23 protein-coding genes are annotated in these 18463 nt (G+C 61.7%); 16 read left to right on the forward strand and 7 right to left on the reverse strand.

The annotated features are described in order from the left end of the window. Positions 1-9: 9 nt before the first annotated feature. The 3 genes from HMPREF2822_RS06840 to HMPREF2822_RS06850 all read right to left on the reverse strand — a co-directional run bounded on the left by HMPREF2822_RS06840 (position 10) and on the right by HMPREF2822_RS06850 (position 2401). Positions 10-900 (reverse strand): cation diffusion facilitator family transporter, encoded by an 891-nt coding sequence (locus HMPREF2822_RS06840; protein WP_070522760.1) that lies wholly within the window; start codon positions 898-900, stop codon positions 10-12. An 80-nt stretch (positions 901-980) separates the two neighbouring features. Then, entirely contained in the window at positions 981-1841 is an 861-nt protein-coding gene (locus tag HMPREF2822_RS06845; protein ID WP_070522763.1) for a hypothetical protein, read from the reverse strand. Further along, complete coding sequence (locus HMPREF2822_RS06850) at positions 1841-2401, reverse strand: hypothetical protein (RefSeq protein ID WP_070522766.1); 561 nt, start codon at positions 2399-2401, stop codon at positions 1841-1843. Before HMPREF2822_RS06850 ends, HMPREF2822_RS06845 begins: the two co-directional genes overlap by 1 nt. Positions 2402-2650: 249 nt before the next feature. Here HMPREF2822_RS06850 and HMPREF2822_RS06855 point away from each other — a divergent pair, with 249 nt between their 5' ends. After that, on the forward strand, positions 2651-3367 hold the full coding sequence (locus HMPREF2822_RS06855; RefSeq protein ID WP_232755617.1) for a DUF1266 domain-containing protein: 717 nt from the start codon (positions 2651-2653) through the stop codon (positions 3365-3367). Between the two features lie 3 nt (positions 3368-3370). Here HMPREF2822_RS06855 and HMPREF2822_RS06860 read toward each other — a convergent pair whose 3' ends face one another. Beyond that, entirely contained in the window at positions 3371-4597 is a 1227-nt protein-coding gene (locus HMPREF2822_RS06860; RefSeq protein ID WP_070522772.1) for a lipase family protein, read from the reverse strand. Positions 4598-4675: 78 nt separating this feature from the next. Between HMPREF2822_RS06860 and HMPREF2822_RS12930 the strand changes: the two genes are divergently transcribed. Together HMPREF2822_RS12930 and HMPREF2822_RS06865 are read left to right on the forward strand one after the other, a co-directional pair. Continuing rightward, positions 4676-4846, forward strand: a complete 171-nt coding sequence (locus HMPREF2822_RS12930; RefSeq protein ID WP_083299135.1) for a DUF4236 domain-containing protein — start codon at positions 4676-4678, stop codon at positions 4844-4846. Further along, complete coding sequence (locus tag HMPREF2822_RS06865) at positions 4846-6162, forward strand: threonine/serine exporter family protein (protein WP_070522775.1); 1317 nt, start codon at positions 4846-4848, stop codon at positions 6160-6162. Before HMPREF2822_RS12930 ends, HMPREF2822_RS06865 begins: the two co-directional genes overlap by 1 nt. Here HMPREF2822_RS06865 and HMPREF2822_RS06870 read toward each other — a convergent pair. Then, on the reverse strand, positions 6128-6988 hold the full coding sequence (locus HMPREF2822_RS06870) for an HhH-GPD family protein (RefSeq protein WP_070522778.1): 861 nt from the start codon (positions 6986-6988) through the stop codon (positions 6128-6130). The two genes, HMPREF2822_RS06865 and HMPREF2822_RS06870, sit on opposite strands and share 35 nt — an antisense overlap. 41 nt (positions 6989-7029) lie before the next feature. Between HMPREF2822_RS06870 and HMPREF2822_RS06875 the strand changes: the two genes are divergently transcribed. Together HMPREF2822_RS06875 and HMPREF2822_RS06880 are read left to right on the forward strand one after the other, a co-directional pair. After that, positions 7030-7653, forward strand: coding sequence for a carbonic anhydrase (locus tag HMPREF2822_RS06875; protein WP_070522781.1), 624 nt, complete (start codon positions 7030-7032; stop codon positions 7651-7653). Positions 7654-7755: 102 nt separating this feature from the next. Beyond that, the gene (locus tag HMPREF2822_RS06880) at positions 7756-8508 is read left to right on the forward strand and encodes a hypothetical protein (protein WP_070522784.1); all 753 of its coding nucleotides are present in this window, start codon (positions 7756-7758) and stop codon (positions 8506-8508) included. Here the strand turns inward: HMPREF2822_RS06880 and radA are convergent. Continuing rightward, on the reverse strand, positions 8495-9877 hold the full coding sequence (gene radA / locus HMPREF2822_RS06885) for a DNA repair protein RadA (protein WP_070522787.1): 1383 nt from the start codon (positions 9875-9877) through the stop codon (positions 8495-8497). The two genes, HMPREF2822_RS06880 and radA, sit on opposite strands and share 14 nt — an antisense overlap. A 219-nt stretch (positions 9878-10096) precedes the next feature. On the opposite strand from radA, the gene HMPREF2822_RS06890 reads away from it, so the two are divergent. Both HMPREF2822_RS06890 and HMPREF2822_RS06895 read left to right on the forward strand, forming a co-directional pair. After that, complete coding sequence (locus HMPREF2822_RS06890) at positions 10097-10309, forward strand: hypothetical protein (protein ID WP_070522789.1); 213 nt, start codon at positions 10097-10099, stop codon at positions 10307-10309. Positions 10310-10346: 37 nt separating this feature from the next. Next, positions 10347-10583 (forward strand): hypothetical protein, encoded by a 237-nt coding sequence (locus HMPREF2822_RS06895; RefSeq protein WP_070522792.1) that lies wholly within the window; start codon positions 10347-10349, stop codon positions 10581-10583. A 187-nt stretch (positions 10584-10770) separates the two neighbouring features. Here HMPREF2822_RS06895 and HMPREF2822_RS06900 read toward each other — a convergent pair whose 3' ends face one another. Continuing rightward, positions 10771-11346 (reverse strand): hypothetical protein, encoded by a 576-nt coding sequence (locus tag HMPREF2822_RS06900; RefSeq protein WP_070522795.1) that lies wholly within the window; start codon positions 11344-11346, stop codon positions 10771-10773. A gap of 288 nt (positions 11347-11634) precedes the next feature. Here HMPREF2822_RS06900 and HMPREF2822_RS06905 point away from each other — a divergent pair, with 288 nt between their 5' ends. The 9 genes from HMPREF2822_RS06905 (at position 11635) to HMPREF2822_RS12935 (ending at position 18440) form a co-directional block, all read left to right on the forward strand. Next, positions 11635-12219, forward strand: coding sequence for a CarD family transcriptional regulator (locus HMPREF2822_RS06905; RefSeq protein ID WP_070522798.1), 585 nt, complete (start codon positions 11635-11637; stop codon positions 12217-12219). Beyond that, the gene (ispD, locus tag HMPREF2822_RS06910) at positions 12191-12952 is read left to right on the forward strand and encodes a 2-C-methyl-D-erythritol 4-phosphate cytidylyltransferase (protein ID WP_070522801.1); all 762 of its coding nucleotides are present in this window, start codon (positions 12191-12193) and stop codon (positions 12950-12952) included. Before HMPREF2822_RS06905 ends, ispD begins: the two co-directional genes overlap by 29 nt. Continuing rightward, on the forward strand, positions 12945-13436 hold the full coding sequence (gene ispF / locus HMPREF2822_RS06915) for a 2-C-methyl-D-erythritol 2,4-cyclodiphosphate synthase (RefSeq protein WP_070522804.1): 492 nt from the start codon (positions 12945-12947) through the stop codon (positions 13434-13436). Before ispD ends, ispF begins: the two co-directional genes overlap by 8 nt. A 28-nt stretch (positions 13437-13464) precedes the next feature. Beyond that, positions 13465-13665 carry a hypothetical protein gene (locus tag HMPREF2822_RS06920; protein WP_070708275.1) on the forward strand — a complete coding sequence of 67 codons (201 nt, stop codon included), beginning with the start codon at positions 13465-13467 and terminating at the stop codon, positions 13663-13665. A gap of 371 nt (positions 13666-14036) precedes the next feature. Next, on the forward strand, positions 14037-15443 hold the full coding sequence (gene cysS, locus HMPREF2822_RS06925; RefSeq protein WP_070522808.1) for a cysteine--tRNA ligase: 1407 nt from the start codon (positions 14037-14039) through the stop codon (positions 15441-15443). Positions 15444-15502: 59 nt separating this feature from the next. Beyond that, positions 15503-16453, forward strand: coding sequence for a 23S rRNA (guanosine(2251)-2'-O)-methyltransferase RlmB (gene rlmB / locus HMPREF2822_RS06930; RefSeq protein WP_070522812.1), 951 nt, complete (start codon positions 15503-15505; stop codon positions 16451-16453). Positions 16454-16471: 18 nt separating this feature from the next. Continuing rightward, positions 16472-17206, forward strand: coding sequence for an AAA family ATPase (locus HMPREF2822_RS06935; RefSeq protein WP_010188884.1), 735 nt, complete (start codon positions 16472-16474; stop codon positions 17204-17206). After that, a complete protein-coding gene (locus HMPREF2822_RS06940; RefSeq protein WP_070522816.1) occupies positions 17203-17853 on the forward strand; it encodes an AAA family ATPase in 651 nt (216 codons plus the stop codon). The genes HMPREF2822_RS06935 and HMPREF2822_RS06940 overlap by 4 nt, the downstream gene beginning before the upstream one ends. Before the next feature lie 305 nt (positions 17854-18158). Further along, positions 18159-18440 (forward strand): ATP-binding cassette domain-containing protein, encoded by a 282-nt coding sequence (locus HMPREF2822_RS12935; protein ID WP_080550367.1) that lies wholly within the window; start codon positions 18159-18161, stop codon positions 18438-18440. Positions 18441-18463: the final 23 nt, after the last annotated feature.

An 18463-nucleotide genomic window follows, 5' to 3' on the forward strand; every position in this document is an offset into this window, starting at 1 on the left:
AGAACAAAATCAGCACACTGTCTCGTGGGATTCGTGTTCTGGGGGCTCGATTTGGATGGTGGAGTGCTCGATGCCATGTTCGCGCAGAACGTGCTGGGCGGCATCTAACAGCGGACCGGTGTCGACGGTGCCGTCGCGCACGATGTGCACGGTCGTGAGAACGTTGACTCCGTCCAGGCTCCACAGGTGCAGGTCATGGATGTCGGCAACGCCTTCGACCCGACGCAGCACGGGTTCGATCACGCTGGCGTCGAAGCCCGCCGGAACCTGCTCGAGCAGAACGCTTGCCGACAACCGCATGAGCTGCCACGCGCGTGGGAGCACCATCGCCGCGATGACTAAAGAGGCGATCACGTCCGCCGCCACAAATCCCGTGGTCAGCACCACGATGCCCGCTACGATCACCGCGACCGAGCCGAGCAAGTCCACCAGTACGTGTAAGAACGCGCCTTCCACGTTGATCGAGGACTCGCGGTGCCGGTGCAGCACCCACGCCGAGAGCGCATTGGCTACCAGGCCGATCACCGCGATGATCAGCATCGCCTTGCCCTGTACCTCGGCCGGGCTCTGCAGGCGGCGCACCGCCTCGACGACAATCCACACTGAGATTGCCAGCACCATTACTGCGTTGGCTAGCGCCGCAAGTACCTCTACTCGCCGGTAGCCGTAGGTGGCCTGGGCTGATGCTTGGCGCCGCCCAACCAACACTGCGATCACCGCAATGATGAGTCCCGCGGCGTCGGAAAGCATGTGCATCGCATCCGCCATCAGTGCCATCGAGCCCGCCAACCATCCGCCGATTAGCTCCGCGAAGAAGACAATGCCGGTAATACTGAGCGCAATCAGGAGCGCGCGCAGCGGCGTGCTGGAGTGATCATGGTCGTGGTGCTCGTGTGCCATGCACTCAGCCTATCACCACCAACGCTTATTGACAATAAAATGAAAACGTATGGCGGCGGGCAAAAGTGTGCGTTCTAGCTCTACTTGGCCACGCCGAGGTCTACCAGAGCTTTCTTTGCTACTTCAGGGTCATCACTCTTGATCATGTACTCAACGATTCCCTTATCATCCGCGAGGATCTCCTGAACAGTGAAGATGGCCTCCAATCGCTGTGCCTTGAATGTGGAACCGCGCGTTGATTCTGCCGGAATCTCAGCGGCGTCCAAGACGGGCTTGCCGTCACGAACGGCGGCGGTGGCAGCAGGATCATCGGTGAAGACTACATAACCAACCTCAGGCGCCTTCGTAGTATCCACGGAACAGTTGGTGCCCTTCGCTTCTGGGGCAGGGGAGTTATCCGCGCCGTAGTAGCTGAACATCACTTCATAATCTGTGCACACTTCCACGAAGTCAGCAATCGGCTCGGGCGCATGGTCGGTAGGAGTGAGGCCGCTTTGAGCGTCGCCAGCAGTATCGCCACCGGTCTCGCCGGCGGTGTCACCGTTGGAAGCCCCGGAATCGGCAGGTGCTTCAGCGGCGGGCTGCGCAGGCGCGGCGGAATCCTCAGACTTGTCACCAAAGAGGGCATCTTTAGCTGCGACGTAACCAATCGCTACCACCACGATGACCGCGATTACTAGCGGAAGGAGCAACAGCTGCTTCTTTACACTGAGGCCTTGCTTCGGGGCATCGGTATGGGAACCTGTCGTGCCTGCGGTGGGGTTCGACGTGGAGGCGGTGCCTGATGCATTCTTCGAAGCTGCGCCTGGGTCTAGTAGTTCGCCATGCTTGATGAAATGGCGGTAGCCATTATCCGCAACTGTCTGGCCTTCTTTGATGTGTGATGTGTCTTCCGCCCCGTTAAGGTGATCGGGCGAACCCGGGTATGCAAGTCGGCTCATTATTCAGTCCACCACCGTGAATCAATATCGGAATACAGGGAGCGCATCGACTCAACGTGCTCTTCAAAGCTATTGCGATTGAGACGGTGCTTGTTTTCTTTCCACCGCTTAAAAAGCTCCTCCGAAGACACCGCGCGCGAGGCCTCCGTTCGTGCCTCCCGGCCTGCGGTCAGGGCCCACTGGGCGGCAAACTGCACGCGACGCGCGGCCTTTTCCGTGAACCCGCTCCACACTTTGTATGTGTTGTAGAGTTGAGCCACGACGGCCCAGCCATCCTGGTAGGGCAGAACTGTGACGTTGCCCAGGTTGTCAAGTTCAAGGAACTCAAAATGAGATGGATCCTTCTTATCGGCGGTCACGAGGATCCTTCGGTTGGTGACAAACGCGGCACCATCCACCCCGCTAGCTTTCGTGGCGGCGGCTTCCAGCACAATCTCGTCGACACCAAGGCCTTCTACAACGGCTGCGGCGGCAGCGTGCACAATCTCGGAATCACCAGCACGTTTAAGCGCAGCACCGAGATCTGGCCGGTCTGTCAATGCAATTTGGGGTCCTGTCATGCACACGAGACTAACAACACATCAAAAACTGTGACTGGGTGCGCTGAATTATGGTGTAGATCACCCCCAGCATAGGGGTGATGGATGGGGCACCACGGAACCGTGCCAGAAACCTCGGTACGTTGTGTGGGTATGAGCTCAACGTTCACGCCAGCAAAGTTTGATGATACTTGGATCTACCGCCTTACAAAGTTCCCGTGGCCGGAACCGGCGCCGAGCAAAGATGAGGTGCGCCGACACTCTTGGGGAATGACGTACAAGAGCAATAAGGCGTTTGCGACCCCGCTAGGGGTTGAGGCCATCAACGCAAGGGCGGCCAAGTACTACAAAACATCTCTCGAGCAAAACTGGGGGGTCACTGGTGCACAGGAAGCGTATCAGGTTATTGATGCTCTGCTCGAAGGTGGCCAGCACGTGGAAAATGACCTGGTTTTACCCCTCGCATACGCCGTGAAGAACGTCCCCGAGCGCGAGCTAGATGCGGAAGTGGAGGAAAAGGTCGAGTTCCTCAAAGACTTCTTTATTGCCCAAGGCGCGGATCCGCGCCTTGGAGAACATAAGTTCCGCTACCTCGTGAGGATGTTGCGCTCGGAGGGCTTTGCCAAAGCAGCAGCCCCGGCACTGCCCACCACTACGCGCGCATGGGACATAATCCGTGTTCACGCTGTTGGTGGCCCGGCAACGGAGCTGGGGTGGATCTCTCCAGAAGAGTTCCTTCAGATTTCGGACAAGGCCGTGGCGACCCTGCAGCGCTACTTCGTGTCGTGGGCTGACGTAGCCGCAAGTTTCTGGTGGGGCCGAATGATCTGGGCGAGTGATGGTGAGCCCGACGTCACCGCTGCGATGAAGGATCAATCGCAACGGCTCACCGAGCTGCTCGCACACAGTGATTCGCCTTGGGTGCGCGTGCCCTTGCACGACATCCAGGCCGAGGAGCCATTCTCATCCTTGGGTGGTTTGCACTAAGTCTTAGGAAGCCTGGCAGTTAGAGGGTGCGGGGACATCCTTGAAGCGATCGATCAGATAGTCCACGCCGCGCGGAACCGAGTTGATGATGCCAACGGCGTGGTTGGCCCCGGAGTGGGGAAGAACGTCGACGGGGTCGGCGGCGTCAAACTGGACGGTGCCGCCGAGTGAGCAGTAGCTACCGGCCATCGCGCGAGCTTGCTCGTAGGGGATGAGGTCATCGGTGGGGGAGTTCATGACCAGCATCGGGGCGTTGAGGGCACGCTGGCCCAGTCGTTGCTCCGCAAGCATCTGGGCGGCAGCCGGTTTGCGGCGCACAAGTTCGCCGAAGGACTCGCCCGTCTTGGTCAGCTGGCTGGTGCGGGTAAAGCCCCACGTCGCAATCGAATCACCAATGCAGGCGTGGGCGGCGCTGGCAAGGAAGTGCATGCCGCGCGGGTTCATCTCGGTGACGACCTCGTTATAAAACTCAGGGCTGCGCTCCGCATAGCCGTTGATGGCATAGCCCAACACGTGAACGATGGAGGAGCCATCGACCGCGTTCATGACCTCGAAAAGATCGGCCGGCGGGGCACCGGCGTAGGTGCCCTTGACGTTGAGCTCCGGTGCATAGGTTTCCGCGTACTCGGCTGCGGCCGCGGCCGCACCGCCTCCTTGGGAATAGCCAGCAAAACCCACGGGGGCATCGGCCGGCGCGTTCGCGTGGCGGAGGGCGGCGCGGGCGGCGTCGAGAACCGCGTGTGCTTCCTCGATGTGGTTGACATAGGTGTGGTGACCTGGTGTGCCGAGTCCAACCAGGTCGGTCGTGACCACGCGCACGCCCTGTTGCGCGGCGTATTGGTACAGCGCGTACTCGTAGTTCATATTGAGCGTGACCTGATTGGCCGGACCCAGCGCGACGTTGCCCACCGACTGCGTGGCATTGGACGGAGCGCACTGGTCGCCCGCGCCGCGGGTGCCGGGTGCGAAGATGATGGTGGGGCGCTCACCCGGGCCGCTCCAGGCAGCGGAAGGCTCGTAGATGACGCCGGTGACGGTGGTGGGGGAGCCGTCCATGAGCGTGGACTCATAGGAGATCTTCTCCGCAGTGACGCCGGAGACGCCTGCGAGGTGGTCAATCGGATGGGCGGAGGTCGGCGTGCCGGGTGTAGCCGATGCTGTGACGGGCAGCAGCGCAGAAGCCGCCAGCGTAAGGGCCGCCACGAGTGCGCGAGGAGAGATTAGATTCATGCCGTAAGGGTAATCGCTCTGTCGCCGGTGCGCAGCGACTTCGCTGCGCTGAGACGTCGCTGCGCTAAGCTAGCGCGCATGGGCATTTATTTTCGCAAGCGCAAGAAGACCGGAAAAAATAGCTGGATCAATCTCTCCGGCTCCGGTGCCTCGATGTCAACAAAGGTCGGTCCCGTGACCTTTAACTCCCGCGGCGGCATGTGGGTCAATCTTCCAGGTGGACTGAACTTCCGGGGGCGCTGGCGCTAATGACTTCTCACCCCAGCAGCGACTATGTCCGTATGGGGTACGAGGCCGACGTCGTCCTGCGCCTAGGCATGATGCTCATGGGTGCGGGAACGTCCGGCTACCGCGTGCTGCGCGGCATGAAACGTGCCGCTCGCGCGCTCGGCTTTGATCGGCTCGACGCCAACGTTGGCGTCACACAGATCACCTGTACGTTCCACCGTGGCCGCGACTTCCGCACGGTGGTGGCGCAGCAGCATTCACCGGCTGTCGATGCTTCCCGGATCGAAGCCCTAGAGGACCTGACCCACCACCGGCTGTACGCGGGCATCACGGCGGAAGAACTCACAAAGATGCTCGACGTCATCGAGGCCAACGTGGTCAAGCGGTGGAACCGCTGGCTCCTAGCTGCGGCGGCGTCCATTGCGTGCGCCTCTTTCGCGGTCCTGAACTTCTTTACGCCGCTGGCGATTCTGCTGGTGGCCCTCGCTGCCTTTTGTGGTCAGCTCACCCGCGCGGTTCTGCACAGCAAGCACGTCCACCAACTGGGGTGCATCGTGGCAGCCGGAACGGTGGCCAGTCTCGTGTACTTCTTCACCACCGAGGCCGTGGCCGCCGCCGGGGTGGCGGACCCGTCAGAGTTTTCCTCGGGCTACGTGGCCGCGGTGCTCTTCCTCATTCCCGGCTTCCCGCTGTTCTCCGCGCTCATTGACCTCGCGCGCTTCGACTTCGAGGCCGGGCTATCCCGCCTGACCTATGCGCTGACGGTGATCACCGCCGCCACCTTTACCGTGGCCCTAGTCAGCTGGACCACGGAGCTAACTCCGGAACCGGGCATCCCCGACTATGCGCCGGTGTGGTACCTCGCCGCCGCGGCGGCCAGCTTCTTGGGCATTTCCGGATTCGCGTTCCTCTTTAATTCCTCGCGCCGGATGGTGCTCGTGGCGGCCGCGGTGGGAACGGTGGCCAACCTCGTTCGCCTTATCCTTATCGGGGTCGGGGCCACAAGCTACGTCGGCGCGTTCGCCGGCGGTCTCATCGTGGGGCTCTTGGGCGCGGTGGCCTCCAAGCGCGCGCATCTACCGCGCATCACCACGACGGTGCCGGCGTCCGTCATCATGATCCCGGGAACCTCCATGTTCCGCACGGTTTATCACCTTAATGTTGGCAACATGGACCAGGCGTTGAACAACTTCGCCACTGCCTCGATGGCCGTGGCGGCCATTGGTTGCGGGCTCATCCTCGCCCGCCTGCTGACTGACCGCGATTGGACCTTCGGTCACCTCATCGATTTCTCGCACGTGCCTAGTGCGGCAGGTGAAACAGGCCCTGCTCGTTGATGTCCATTAGGCCATCCTCGATAAGCGAGGCCTGCGCCCGCGAGCGCTGCGTCGCGTCCGGCCACACCGCATCCAGGTCGGCTTGGGGAACTGGGTGGGGTGAGCCTCGGAGGACGTCGAGAAGCAGCCCGCGCACCTGGCGGTCCGTGCCGGTGAACTTCTGCACGCGCTTCTTTGCCCGCGCTGCCTCCTCTTCGCTGGGTTCCGGACAGCCCGCGAGCTGCCACGCGCACGAGGCTTTGATGGGGCAGGCGGCGCAGTCGGGGTTCTTGGCTGTGCACACCAGTGCACCGAGCTCCATGAGCGCGGCGGAAAAACGTGGCCCATTCTCCTCCGGAAGCAGTGCTTCCACCTGTGCCAGCTCGCGTTTTGTGGGAGGCGGCGCGAGGAAGCGGCCCTCCTCGGCGCGGGCATAGACGCGGCGCACGTTGGTATCCACCACCGGGACGTTGTAGCCAAAATGGAAGCACGCCACGGCGCGCGCGGTGTACTCACCGATCCCGGGCAACGCCAAGAGCTTGTCGACGTCCCCCGGAACCGCCCCCTCACCAATCTCCTTCGCGCACTCCCACAAGCGCAGCGCGCGGCGCGGGTAGCCCAGCTTTCCCCAGGCGCGCAGTACATCCGCTTTGGATGCCGCCGCGAGGTCGTGTGGGGTGGGCCAGCGGCGCATCCACTCCTCCCACTGTGGGGCCACGCGTGCGACGGGGGTCTGTTGGCTCATGACCTCGCTTAAGAGCACACCCCACGCTGAGGTACCCGGTCGGCGCCACGGCAGGGGGCGCTCATGGGCATCGAACCATTCCACGACAGCTTGGGTATCCATAGGCACCTCAGTGTAGGGCGCTGAGGTCTAAGCTAAGAAACATGCCTTTAGCTAAAGTTCCTCAAAATCCACAGAAAGTGTGGGAAGCCCTCCAGCAAGGTAATCAACGCCTCGTTACGGGCAACCTCATCGCCGTTAACCAGGACGCGAAGCTGCGCGCTGGCCTGACCCAGGGCCAGGATCCGCGCGTCATCGTATTGGCCTGCTCGGACTCCCGCGCGCCGATCGAGCACGTGTTCAACATTGGTTTCGGCGATGCCTTCGTCATCCGTACCGCGGGCCACATTTTGGACAGCGCGGTGATGGCCTCGCTGGATTATGCCTTAGAAAACCTCCACGCCAACCTGCTCGTTGTCATGGGACATCAGTCCTGCGGCGCAGTGGGCGCGGCCAAGGACTTCCTGGATGGTGGCGAATTGCCCACGGGCCTGCAGCGCCCGATCATCGAGCAAGTTGCCGCGGCCTCGATGGTGGCCAAGCGTGATGGCCGCGAAGAGCGCGCTGACTTCGAGCGCGAAAACACCGCGCAGGTGGTTTCCCAGATCATCTCCGATATTCCGGCTGCACGCCGGCTTCTCGACGCCGGAACGCTCGGCATCGTCGGCCTGCGCTACCTCCTTGAGGATTCCAGCGTGGAAACCGTCGTCCTGCACGGAGTTCATTAGCCCTGGGCGCTGGGCGGGCCCCAAGCGCGTAGAAGCCGCTGCTCAAGACACGCGGCTTGGGGCTGGCCCGGGTTGGGCTCGAGTCCCCTTAAACTAAGACCTGTGACTGAGCCATCCCGTACCCCGAAGCAGCTGCCGCGAGAGATCTACGTGCGTCGTCGCGTCGCCGCACTCGTGGCGATCTTGGTACTCGTGGTTGTTCTTATCTTCGCTGCTACCGCGCTCTTTGGCGGTTCGAAGGAGGACTCGGCGGCCGAGTCGCAGCAGGCAGCGGTTTCGGATACCTTGGCACCTTCGGAAAAAACAACCTCCGCAGCGGAAACGACGGAGCCCACCTCAGCCAAGGAATCCGCCGAAGCGACGGGTTCGACGGAACCGGCGAAATCCGAGGCGGGCGAGTCCGGCAAGGAAGAACCAACGTCAGAGGCGAAGCCGGATGAGCTGACCGTGGACCCGTCCAAGACGACGTGCTCCCTCCAGGACCTCAAGGTGCTGGCTAAGACCAATGAGGACAGCGTCCCGGCCGGTAAGATGCCGACCTTCTACCTGGAGGTTTTTAACCCGACGACAAAGGATTGCTCCATCGACCTCGATGAAGAGCAGCTGCGCTTTGAGGTTTACAAGATGGGCTCTAACGAGCGCGTGTGGGCCGATACTGACTGCTATGCCTCTGTAGAAACCGGCAAGCAGACCTTCAAGTCCGGTGAGACCCGCTACTTCCAGGCGGATTGGTCCCGCAAGCGCTCCGAACCGGGCAAGTGTACCGAGCGTGAGGAAGCCGAGCCGGGTGCTTACTTCCTGCATACCGTCATCGGGGAAAACTACTCCCCAGCGTTGCCGTTTAACTTGCTTTAAGCGCTGCAATCGCCTCGCTCAGCGTTGCGGCTTGGTGCACCTGCATGCCGCCGCCGATCTCTACCTTTCCGGGCGGGACGATGGCGTAGCGGTAACCCAAACGGGACGCTTCTGCCAAGCGGCGGTCTAGGTTCGGCACACGGCGCACCTCGCCAGCTAGGCCCACCTCACCGATGACCACCGTCTTCGGTGGTAGCGGCTGCTCGTGCAAGGAGGACCACGTGGCGAGCGCTACGGCAAGATCCGTGGCTGGTTCCTGAATCTTCATCCCTCCCACCGTGGCCACGTAGGCGTCCTTATCGTTGGTGCGCTCGCCCGCGCGGGCCTGCAGCACCGCGAGCACCATAGGGACGCGGTTGGCGTCGAGCCCCGTCACCACGCGCCGCGGGTTCTTGGCCACGGGATCGACGGTCAACGCTTGTACCTCGGCCAAGATGGGGCGCACACCATCCATGGCGACGGTCACCGCGGAGCCATCCGGGGTGCTGCCGCGGTGGGAAAGAAAGAGCCCGGAAGGATCCGCGACCTCCCTGATTCCGGCCGCTGTCTGTTCGAAGCAACCCATCTCATCGGTAGCGCCAAAGCGGTTCTTCAGGCCGCGAAGCAGCCGCAGTGAGGATTGGCGGTCACCTTCAAAGTTCAAGACAACGTCCACGAGGTGCTCGAGCACGCGTGGTCCGGCGACGTTGCCGTCCTTGGTCACGTGCCCGACGAGGAGGATAGGGATGCCGGTGGTTTTAGCTAGCGTGGTCAGCGCTGCGGTCACAGCGCGTGACTGCGCTACACCACCGGCTACTCCTTCGACCCCGGCGGCGTGCATGGTTTGGACGGAGTCCACGATGAGCAGGCTGGGCTTAAGCTGCTCTACATGGCCAAAGACGACGTCCAGGTTTGACTCGGCCGCAAGGTAGAGCGTCTCATGCAGTGCGCCGGTGCGCTCCGCGCGGGCGCGGACCTGCCCGGCGGATTCCTCCGCGGTGGCGTACAGGGCGGTGCGGCCCAACTGTGCCCAGCGGGAGGCTACCTCCAGCAGCAGGGTGGATTTGCCGACTCCCGGCTCTCCCGCCATGAGCACGACCGAACCAGGGACGATGCCGCGGCCGAGAACGCGGTCGAGCTCCCCGATGCCGGTATTGATGGCCTTCGTCGCTGATGCGCCGACCTTCGTTATCGGCACCGCCGGGCTCGTCGGAGTCAAGCCTGTGGGGCGCCGCCCAGACACGGCGGCTTGGGCGGCGGTACTGCTTTGAGCCGCCGCGGTTTCCTGCAGCGTCCCCCATGAGCCACACTCAGGGCAGCGGCCGAGCCACTTGGGGGAGACGAAGCCACACTCAGAACACGTGTGGACGGGACGAACCTTTTTTGCCATGTCTCACACTCTAGTAATCGCACCGGACAGTCAGGCTTAAATTGCTCACCGCAAGGCTTTGTATTAGCAACGATGTGGCTTACCCCCGCATGAATGGAATGCTTCGAGTTGCCCAGCGCTGATGCCTCGAAGAGGTTAAGCTATTTGGTAGGTAACATACTTAGCTTTTTGATGAAGTGTGTTCCGGTTTCTATCGTCTCCCTACCCAAAGGTGATTTCATGAAGATCCGTCGTTCTCTCGTTGCTGTCGGTGCTGCTATTGCTATCGCTACGGCTGGTACCCCTGCTGCTTCCGCTGCGGAGGCTCCGGAGCCGCTCGCAACTGTCCTTACCCAGATTGCTAACACTGCTGGATACCACGCTCAGAACATCATTCTCGTTCCAGCTCTCACCTCTTCCCTGGGCTTCCTGGGAAACCTGCTGTTCCGCTAAATCAACTCGCACGTCAACACTTTCTCAAGGAGTCACTATGAAGAAGATTCGTCGTTCCCTCGTTGCTCTTGCCGCGGCAACTGCTGTTACCGTTGCTGGCGCTCCGGCTGCTTCAGCAGCTACCTACCCGGAGCCGCTCAACCAAGTCATCGACAAGATGGTTGAGGTCGGTGGCCCGCAGGCACCGAACGCTCTGCTGGTACCGTTTGGCATTTCCTCTTTGAGCTACGGCTTCCTTGCCTTCGCTCTGATTGCTAGTGGTTCCTCTAAGTAAAAGGATCCGCTTCTAGGAAGTTTGCTAAGACTTTAAGCCACCGCGTGTATCTCATGCGGTGGCCTTTGCGCATCTACGGAAGCACTAATACGAAACGCAACCGCCCCAACTGACGAAGTTGAATCCCCCGATTCGAAGATCCGGGAAAACTTTGGCAGCTGGGGCGGTTGCGCTTTGAGGAAAAGGCTTACTTGTTCTCAGCGTAGCCTTCGGTGGACTGCGGGTCGCGGTCGAAGTCACCGGACTGCAGCGGGGAGGCGGACACGGTGGCGTCAACCTCAATGGTGCCGGTGTTGAAGGTGAAGGTCACCGGGCGGGAGCCGCCGAAGGCGTAGTCCTCGTTCTCCAGGGAGGTGGTCACATAAGTGATGTTCTCATCCTTGCCGTCCTTGGGGAGGCGGTCCAGGTTCGTCTGGGAATCAGCAAAGAGGGAATGATCGCGGGGGAGCGGCTCGACGCCCTCCAGAGGAACATCCTGGCCGTCGACGCTGACGGACTCGAGAACGACGTCGTTGACCTTGTAGCCCTGGTTGACGGCGACGAACTTGAGGGAGGTCTCACCGGTGTCCGGCTCAACCTGAATGGTGACGTCACGCACGGCCACCTTTCCATCTTCGGAGCTTGCGGATGCGCCGTCGACAGCAATCACCTTTTCCGCGGTCTGAGCAACATGACCGGCCGAGCAGGACGCCAAGGCCAGCGCGGAGAGGGCGGTAACTGACATGATGGCACCGCAGCGAGCGGCGGACTTCAGGGACTGCACTGTGAGTGTCCTCCATTGAATTGCGATCACAAAGCTTATCAACGCTTTAGCCTAGTACCTCCGGGGAGAAAGCACACAGTTTCCAGCAAACCCCTTGGGTAGACCGGGGGTAGCCGAGGTTTCGACAAGGCGTCACGGTGGTGTAAAGCGCCGGGCAGACGGTACCCGGGCGGGGGAGCGGGGCACGATGGCTGCGTGCTAGAATAGATTCCCTGTATATGCGGCCCACCGAGAGTACGCCGAGAGCACACGATGGGCACCGTCTCAAAGGCTTCACAAGGAGTGGCAATGGAATTTAAGGTCGGAGAGGTCGTCGTCTACCCCCACCACGGCGCCGCCAAGATTACGGCGATTGAAACCCGGGAGATGGGCGGCGAGGAGCTCGAATACCTCGTTCTCCAAATCAACCAGTCCGACCTCGTGGTCCGTGTGCCTTCCAAGAACGTTGAGATGGTCGGCGTGCGTGATGTCGTGGGCAAGGAAGGCCTCGAGAAGGTCTTCTCCGTTCTGCGCGAAGTAGACGTTGAGGAAGCCGGCAACTGGTCCCGCCGCTACAAGGCCAACCAGGAGCGCCTCGCCTCCGGCGACATCAACAAGGTGGCCGAGGTTGTGCGTGACCTGTGGCGCCGCGACCAGGACCGTGGCCTGTCCGCTGGTGAGAAGCGCATGCTGGCCAAGGCCCGCCAGATTCTGGTCGGTGAGCTCTCCCTGGCCAAGCCGGTTGATGAGAAGAAGGCTGACACCATGATGGAGGAAATCAACGCCACCATCGAGCGTCACCGCGCCGCTGGCCTGGTGGATGACAAGTCCATTACCACCGACATTGACAATGACGTCGATCTCGATGACCTCTCCTTCGACGACGAAGACTAAGGACCAGCCCACCCCCCGCGTCATTGCTCTCGTCGCGGCTGCTGGTCAGGGAACGCGCCTCGGCGCAGACGTTCCCAAGGCCTACGTAGAGCTGCGCGGGCGCACCCTCCTGGAGCGCTCCGTTCGGGCGATGATCACCTCGGAATTCGTCGATGAGATCATTGTCTTGGTAAGCCCGGCCATGGAAGATTATGCCTCCAGCATCCTCGGCCGCATCGATTCTGACGTGCCTATTCGCATCGTCCACGGCGGGGGCGAGCGCGCCGATTCCGTCTGGGCGGGATTGCAAGCAATCCCGGAGGAGGACGCCGTGGTGCTCATCCACGACGCCGCCCGGGCATTGACGCCGCCGGGGATGATCGCGCGCGTCGCCAAGCGCGTGCTCGACGGCGCCACCGCAGTCATCCCGGTCCTTCCCGTAGCGGACACCATCAAAGAGGTAGAGGGCCAGACGGTGCTGTCCACCCCTGACCGTTCCCGTCTGCGCGCCGTGCAGACGCCGCAGGGTTTTAACTTGGCCGCGCTGCGCCGCGCCAACCTAGACTATTGGGCGCAGGACCCTGACTTCGTCGCCACCGATGACGCCAGCCTCATGGAATGGCACGGCGAGCGCGTGGAGACCGTGCAGGGAGATACCTTCGCCTTCAAGATCACCACCCCCATCGACCTCGTCCTGGCCAAGGCCGTGACGGATGAGGCCGAACCGACCATCTTCGAGGTGCCTAGTGACTAACCCGATTATCCCGCGCGTGGGAATCGCCACCGACGCCCACCAGATCGAGCCTGGAAAACCCTGCTGGATCGCAGGCCTCCTCTTCGAGGACGTGGATGGATGCGAGGGCCACTCCGATGGTGACGTGGTGAGCCACGCGCTTGTCGACGCCTTGCTCTCCGCCTCCAACCTCGGCGACCTCGGCTCCTTCGTCGGCGTGGGCCGGCCAGAGTACGACGGGGTCTCCGGTGCCCAGCTGCTGCGCGAGTGCCGCGAGTTGCTGGAGAAGGAAGGCTTCATTATCGGCAACGCCGCCGCACAGTTGGTTGGACAGAGCCCCAAGATGGGCCCGCGGCGGAAGGAAGCCGAGTCCGTGCTGAGCGACATTCTCGGCGCCCCCGTGTCCATCTCTGCTACGACGACGGATCACCTTGGCTTCACCGGCCGCAAGGAGGGCCGCGCAGCCGTGGCTACCGCCGTGGTCTGGCGCGCTCCCAATTCCTAACGTAAAGTCATCAGAAAAGGAGGACGCTGTGGCTTTGACAATGCGAATTACCAATACCGAGGCACTTCGTGCTCGGCACGACGAACTCCTGCACGCCTTGGAAGCTGCGGTTGGTGAAAACCTTAGCTCTGAAGATATGCGGATGCTTGCAGAGTCCGGTCGCTTTTCGAAAGCGGAGCGCGCTTTATATGACGAGCTCCGACGCGTCGAGCTTTTGCTTTACCGTTAGCTCCGTGAACAGTTGCGTGCCTCCGTCGACGTGCTGGAGGCATCTGGCAAAGGGCGTCTGACAAAAGGCATCAATCAAATGGCGTTTTCACGGCTGAAAACGCCATTTATTCGTTACAGATGGCGTTTTTGGACCCAAAGATGCCTTGTGACAGATGCCTTTTACGGGACGCCTTCCTGTCTTAGGTCAATTGAGTGCGGAACAATCCCATCACGCTGCTGTAAGCCGCCAGGTATCAGTGTTAAAAATGACGTTGCTCATCCATCCGCGACCTAAATCGGGTTGAATGGACAGGCACTGCGCCCAGTCCTGCTCCGTGTGACCATCGGCCGTGGTGAATTCCTACTTGCGGGTCAATTAGACTAGGCCGGGTGAGTACTTTGCGCATTTTTGATACCGCCACCCGCAGCCAACGTGAGTTCGAGCCGGTTCGTCCCGGCCATGCGTCGATCTACCTGTGTGGTGCCACCCCGCAGTCCCAGCCGCACATTGGGCACCTGCGCTCCGGCGTTGCCTTCGATATCCTGCGCCGCTGGCTGCTTGCGCAGGGCTATGACGTAGCCTTGGTGCGCAACGTCACCGATATCGATGACAAGATCCTCACCAAGGCAGCCGAGAATAACCGCCCTTGGTGGGAGTGGGTATCCACCTATGAGCGCGAGTTCACCAAGGCTTATAACACCCTGGGCGTTTTGCCGCCCTCCGTGGAGCCGCGAGCGACGGGCTTTGTGACGCAGATGGTGGAGTACATGCAACGGCTTATCGACGCCGGCTTCGCATATGCCGTGCCTGGCGAGGACGGTGCTGGTTCCGTCTACTTTGATGTCGCCGCGTGGAATGCCACGGAAGGCTCGGACTATGGCGCGTTGTCTGGCAACCGCGTCGAGGATATGGAGCAGGGTGAGTCCGATGCCGTGGGCAAGCGCAGCCCGCAGGACTTCGCGCTGTGGAAGGCGGCTAAGCCGGGCGAACCGTCCTGGCCCACACCGTGGGGCAAGGGCCGCCCGGGCTGGCACCTTGAGTGCTCGGCCATGTCGACTTACTACCTAGGCGGCGAGTTCGATATCCACTGCGGTGGCTTGGACCTGCAGTTCCCGCACCACGAAAATGAGATCGCACAGTCCCATGCGGCGGGGGATAAGTTCGCCAACTACTGGATGCACAACCACTGGGTCACCATGGCCGGTGAGAAGATGTCGAAGTCCTTGGGCAACGTACTCTCCATTGCCAACATGCTGGAGATCGTCCGCCCGGTGGAGCTGCGCTACTACCTGGGTTCCGCGCACTACCGTTCGGTCCTCGAATACTCTGAGGCAGCGCTGACCGAGGCCGCGGCGGGCTACCGTCGTATTGAGGACTTTGTGGGCAAGTTCGAGGGCGTCGAGAAGGGCCAGTGGACCGCGGCCTTCGAGGACGCAATGAACGATGACATTGCTGTCCCGAAGGCGCTGGCGGAAATCCACACCACGGTGCGCGCGGGCAATAAGGCGCTGGGAGAAGGCAACCGTGAGGAAGCCGAGCGCCTTGCCGGGGCGGTGCGCGTCATGGCTGCGGTTCTTGGCTTTGATCCACTCGATGAACAGTGGAAAGATAGTGGCGAAGAAAGCGGCGCTGATGCGGCATTGGACGTCCTCGTCCGAGCCGAGTTGGAGCGTCGCACTACCGCCCGCGCAGAAAAGGATTGGGCTACTGCGGACGCTGTGCGCGACCGCCTTGCAGCCGCGGGTATTACCATCACCGACACCGCCGACGGCCCCACCTGGTCCTTGGCGGATTAACGTCCTTGGCAAAGGCCTAGGACAGCACAGAAGCCGAGGACAACATAAGGAGAAGAATTATGGCACGTACCCATGGCCGCGGCGGCGCAGGTATCCGCAAGACGAATAAGAAGGGCGCTACGAAGGGCTCTGGCGGTCAGCGCCGCAAGGGCCTAGCCGGCAAGGGGCCCACGCCGAAGGCGGAGGACCGCGTCTACCACGCCAAGCACAAGGCGAAGCTGGAGCGCGAACGCCGCAACTCGGGCCGCCACCACAAGGAGACCGCGGAGATGGTCGTCGGCCGCAACCCGGTCATCGAGTGCCTCCACGCTAAGGTTCCGGCAACGTCGCTCTACATTGTGCAGGGAACGCGCAACGACGCCCGCCTGTCTGAGGCCGTAGCCATGTGCAATACCCGCAACATCCCGATTCTTGAGGTCCAGCGCCACGAGATGGACCGCATGACCGGCAACGGCATGCATCAGGGCATTGGTCTGCAGATCCCGCCATATAAGTATGCCGACGTCCATGACCTGATGGATCGCGCACGCGATGCCCAGGAACCGGGCATGTTCGTCATCCTCGATAACATCACCGACCCCCGCAACCTCGGCGCGGTCATCCGCTCCGTTGCCGCTTTTGGCGGCCATGGCGTCATCATTCCGGAGCGTCGCTCGGCCTCCGTTACCGCGGTGACCTGGCGTACCTCGGCAGGCACTGCCGCGCGCCTGCCAGTAGCTCGCGTGACCAACGTGACCCGCACGGTTCAGGAGTTCCAGAAGGCTGGCTACCAGGTCGTCGGCCTCGATGCGGGAGGCGAGCACACGCTCGACACCTACAACGGCGGCACTGACCCCGTCGTCATCGTCATCGGCTCTGAGGGCAAGGGCATCTCGCGCCTCGTCCGCGAGAACTGCGATGCCATCATGTCCATCCCCATGACCGACTGGGTTGAATCCCTCAACGCCTCCGTGGCGGCAGGTGCGGTCCTTTCGGAGTTCGCCCGCCAGCGTCGCGCGGCCCAGAAGTAGGCTCACGCTTTCGTCGCCATGTTCCTCACGAGTGTGCGTCCCGCCCCGGAGCTTATTGGGGAGGGACTGCCCGGCGTGCCGGAACACATGCGCCGCCTGGGCGTGCTCATCGCAGCGCTGCCCGGCGGCGCCTTGCGTTTGCCTACGCCCGTGACCGTCGTCGTGGGGGATAACGGCGCCGGAAAATCCACGCTGCTCGAGGCCATCGCCGTGGGGCTTGGCGTCAATCCCGAGGGCGGCTCGCGCCACGCCCGGTTTGCCACCGGCGACGAGGACTATCCCGAGTGGCTCATCTGCTCGCGGGCGCACAACCCGCGCGACGTGTACTTCTTGCGCGGCGAGACCTTCCTCAACTTGAGCGAGTATCACCACCAGATCCACAGCCCGGAGAATCCCGATCCGCTCAGTGACCTGCCGTTTCTCAGCCACGGCCAGGGTCTGCTCGCCCTCGTCGAGAGACGCTTCCATTCTGACGGAATGATCATTCTCGACGAGCCGGAAGACGGCTTGTCCTATCCCCGGCAGGTCGAGGTTGTCACGCAGCTCGAGCGCCTCGCCGCCCAGGGCGCGCAGGTCATCCTCGCGACGCACTCGCCAGTCTTCCTCAGCATGCAAGGTGCGACCGTCTACGCGTTCGGCGACAAGGGGATTGCGCCCGTCGCTCCCGAAGCGACGGAAGCTGTCCACGCCGCGCGCGAGTTCCTTGCCGATCCATTGGGAACCGCCGCGTTTCTTATTGGGGAGGGCGAATGAGAGACTTCTATGTCGACGCCTATGCCGCGCTGGACGGCGGCCACGGACCTGAGTGGGTGTCCTCCGTTCCTGGTTTCGTGGCGCTGCGACGCCAAGGACTGGACCTGCGTGCGCCGGTGACCGTGCTGACCGGGGACAACGGGGTAGGAAAGTCGACGCTCGCCGAGGGCATTGCCTTCGAGTACGGCTTTCCTGAGCGCGGTGGGATATGGGGTGTGCAGCGCTCCGCCGGTCCCATCAATCCCCTCCGGAGGTGGGCGAGCCTGCGGCTAGGTACCGCGCCCAAGGACGGCTACTTCCTGCGAGCGGAGGCGCACTACAACGTTGGTTCGACCGCGATGTCGCATGGCGAGTCCGTCATGGACGTCGTGCAGCGTTCCTTTGATGGGCGCGGGCTCTACATCCTCGACGAGCCGGAATCTGGGCTTTCGCTCGTGCGGCAGATGACGCTCATGGCGGAAATCCATCGCGCTGCGGAGGCGGGTGCGCAGTTCATCGTGGTGACGCACTCACCGATTGTGGCAGCCATCCCCGGTGCGCGGATTGTTGAAATTACAGTAGATGGGTTCTTCCTTGAGCTGCGCGACGTGACACAGACGCTGGCGTTTCAGTCGTTGCGTGAGTTTCTCTACGCCTCCGGATGCTAGATTCAGGGCCGAGAAAGCTGGATGGCGATCTTTACTTCTTGGTTGCTGGCCAGTACTTCACATCTTGAACATTCAGATTGCGTGCGTGTGCCGAATACAAGGTTCTGGAGGATTGGGGTTCCACGGCTTAGAGACGAGGACAACTCGGTCCTTTGCCTGCCGTTTTCACCTTGTACAGATTCAGCTGCGGGTAACTTGAAGAATCTTCGCCAGCAAACCGTGACATCGAGAGTACATACATGCACAGACGTGTGCAACATCACGCTGGGACGTAATAATTCTCTAGATAACAACGGGTCGCAAGTGTGATTAGTCAGTACGCGAGAAAAGAAAACCTACGCGATGGAACGCGACCTCTACGCGATCGTCAACGACATTGCCGACCACTACAACAAGGTTCACTGAATGATGAACTGAAGGATCTTTTATCCCTTGTAGGCCTTTCATTGCACCACAGTGTTTCCTGCGAGCATGCTTCGCTCGGTATGAAACAGCGTCTAGGAATCGCCAAAGCACTGGTCGGTAATCCACAATTATTGCTTCTCGACGCTCACCTACGAACGGCCTCGACCCGAGGTTGGGGCTGAGTGGAGTGAGACACGATGGGGCG

Source organism: Corynebacterium sp. HMSC062E11 (assembly GCF_001811845.1).
In the GTDB taxonomy this organism is placed as follows: domain Bacteria; phylum Actinomycetota; class Actinomycetes; order Mycobacteriales; family Mycobacteriaceae; genus Corynebacterium; species Corynebacterium hesseae.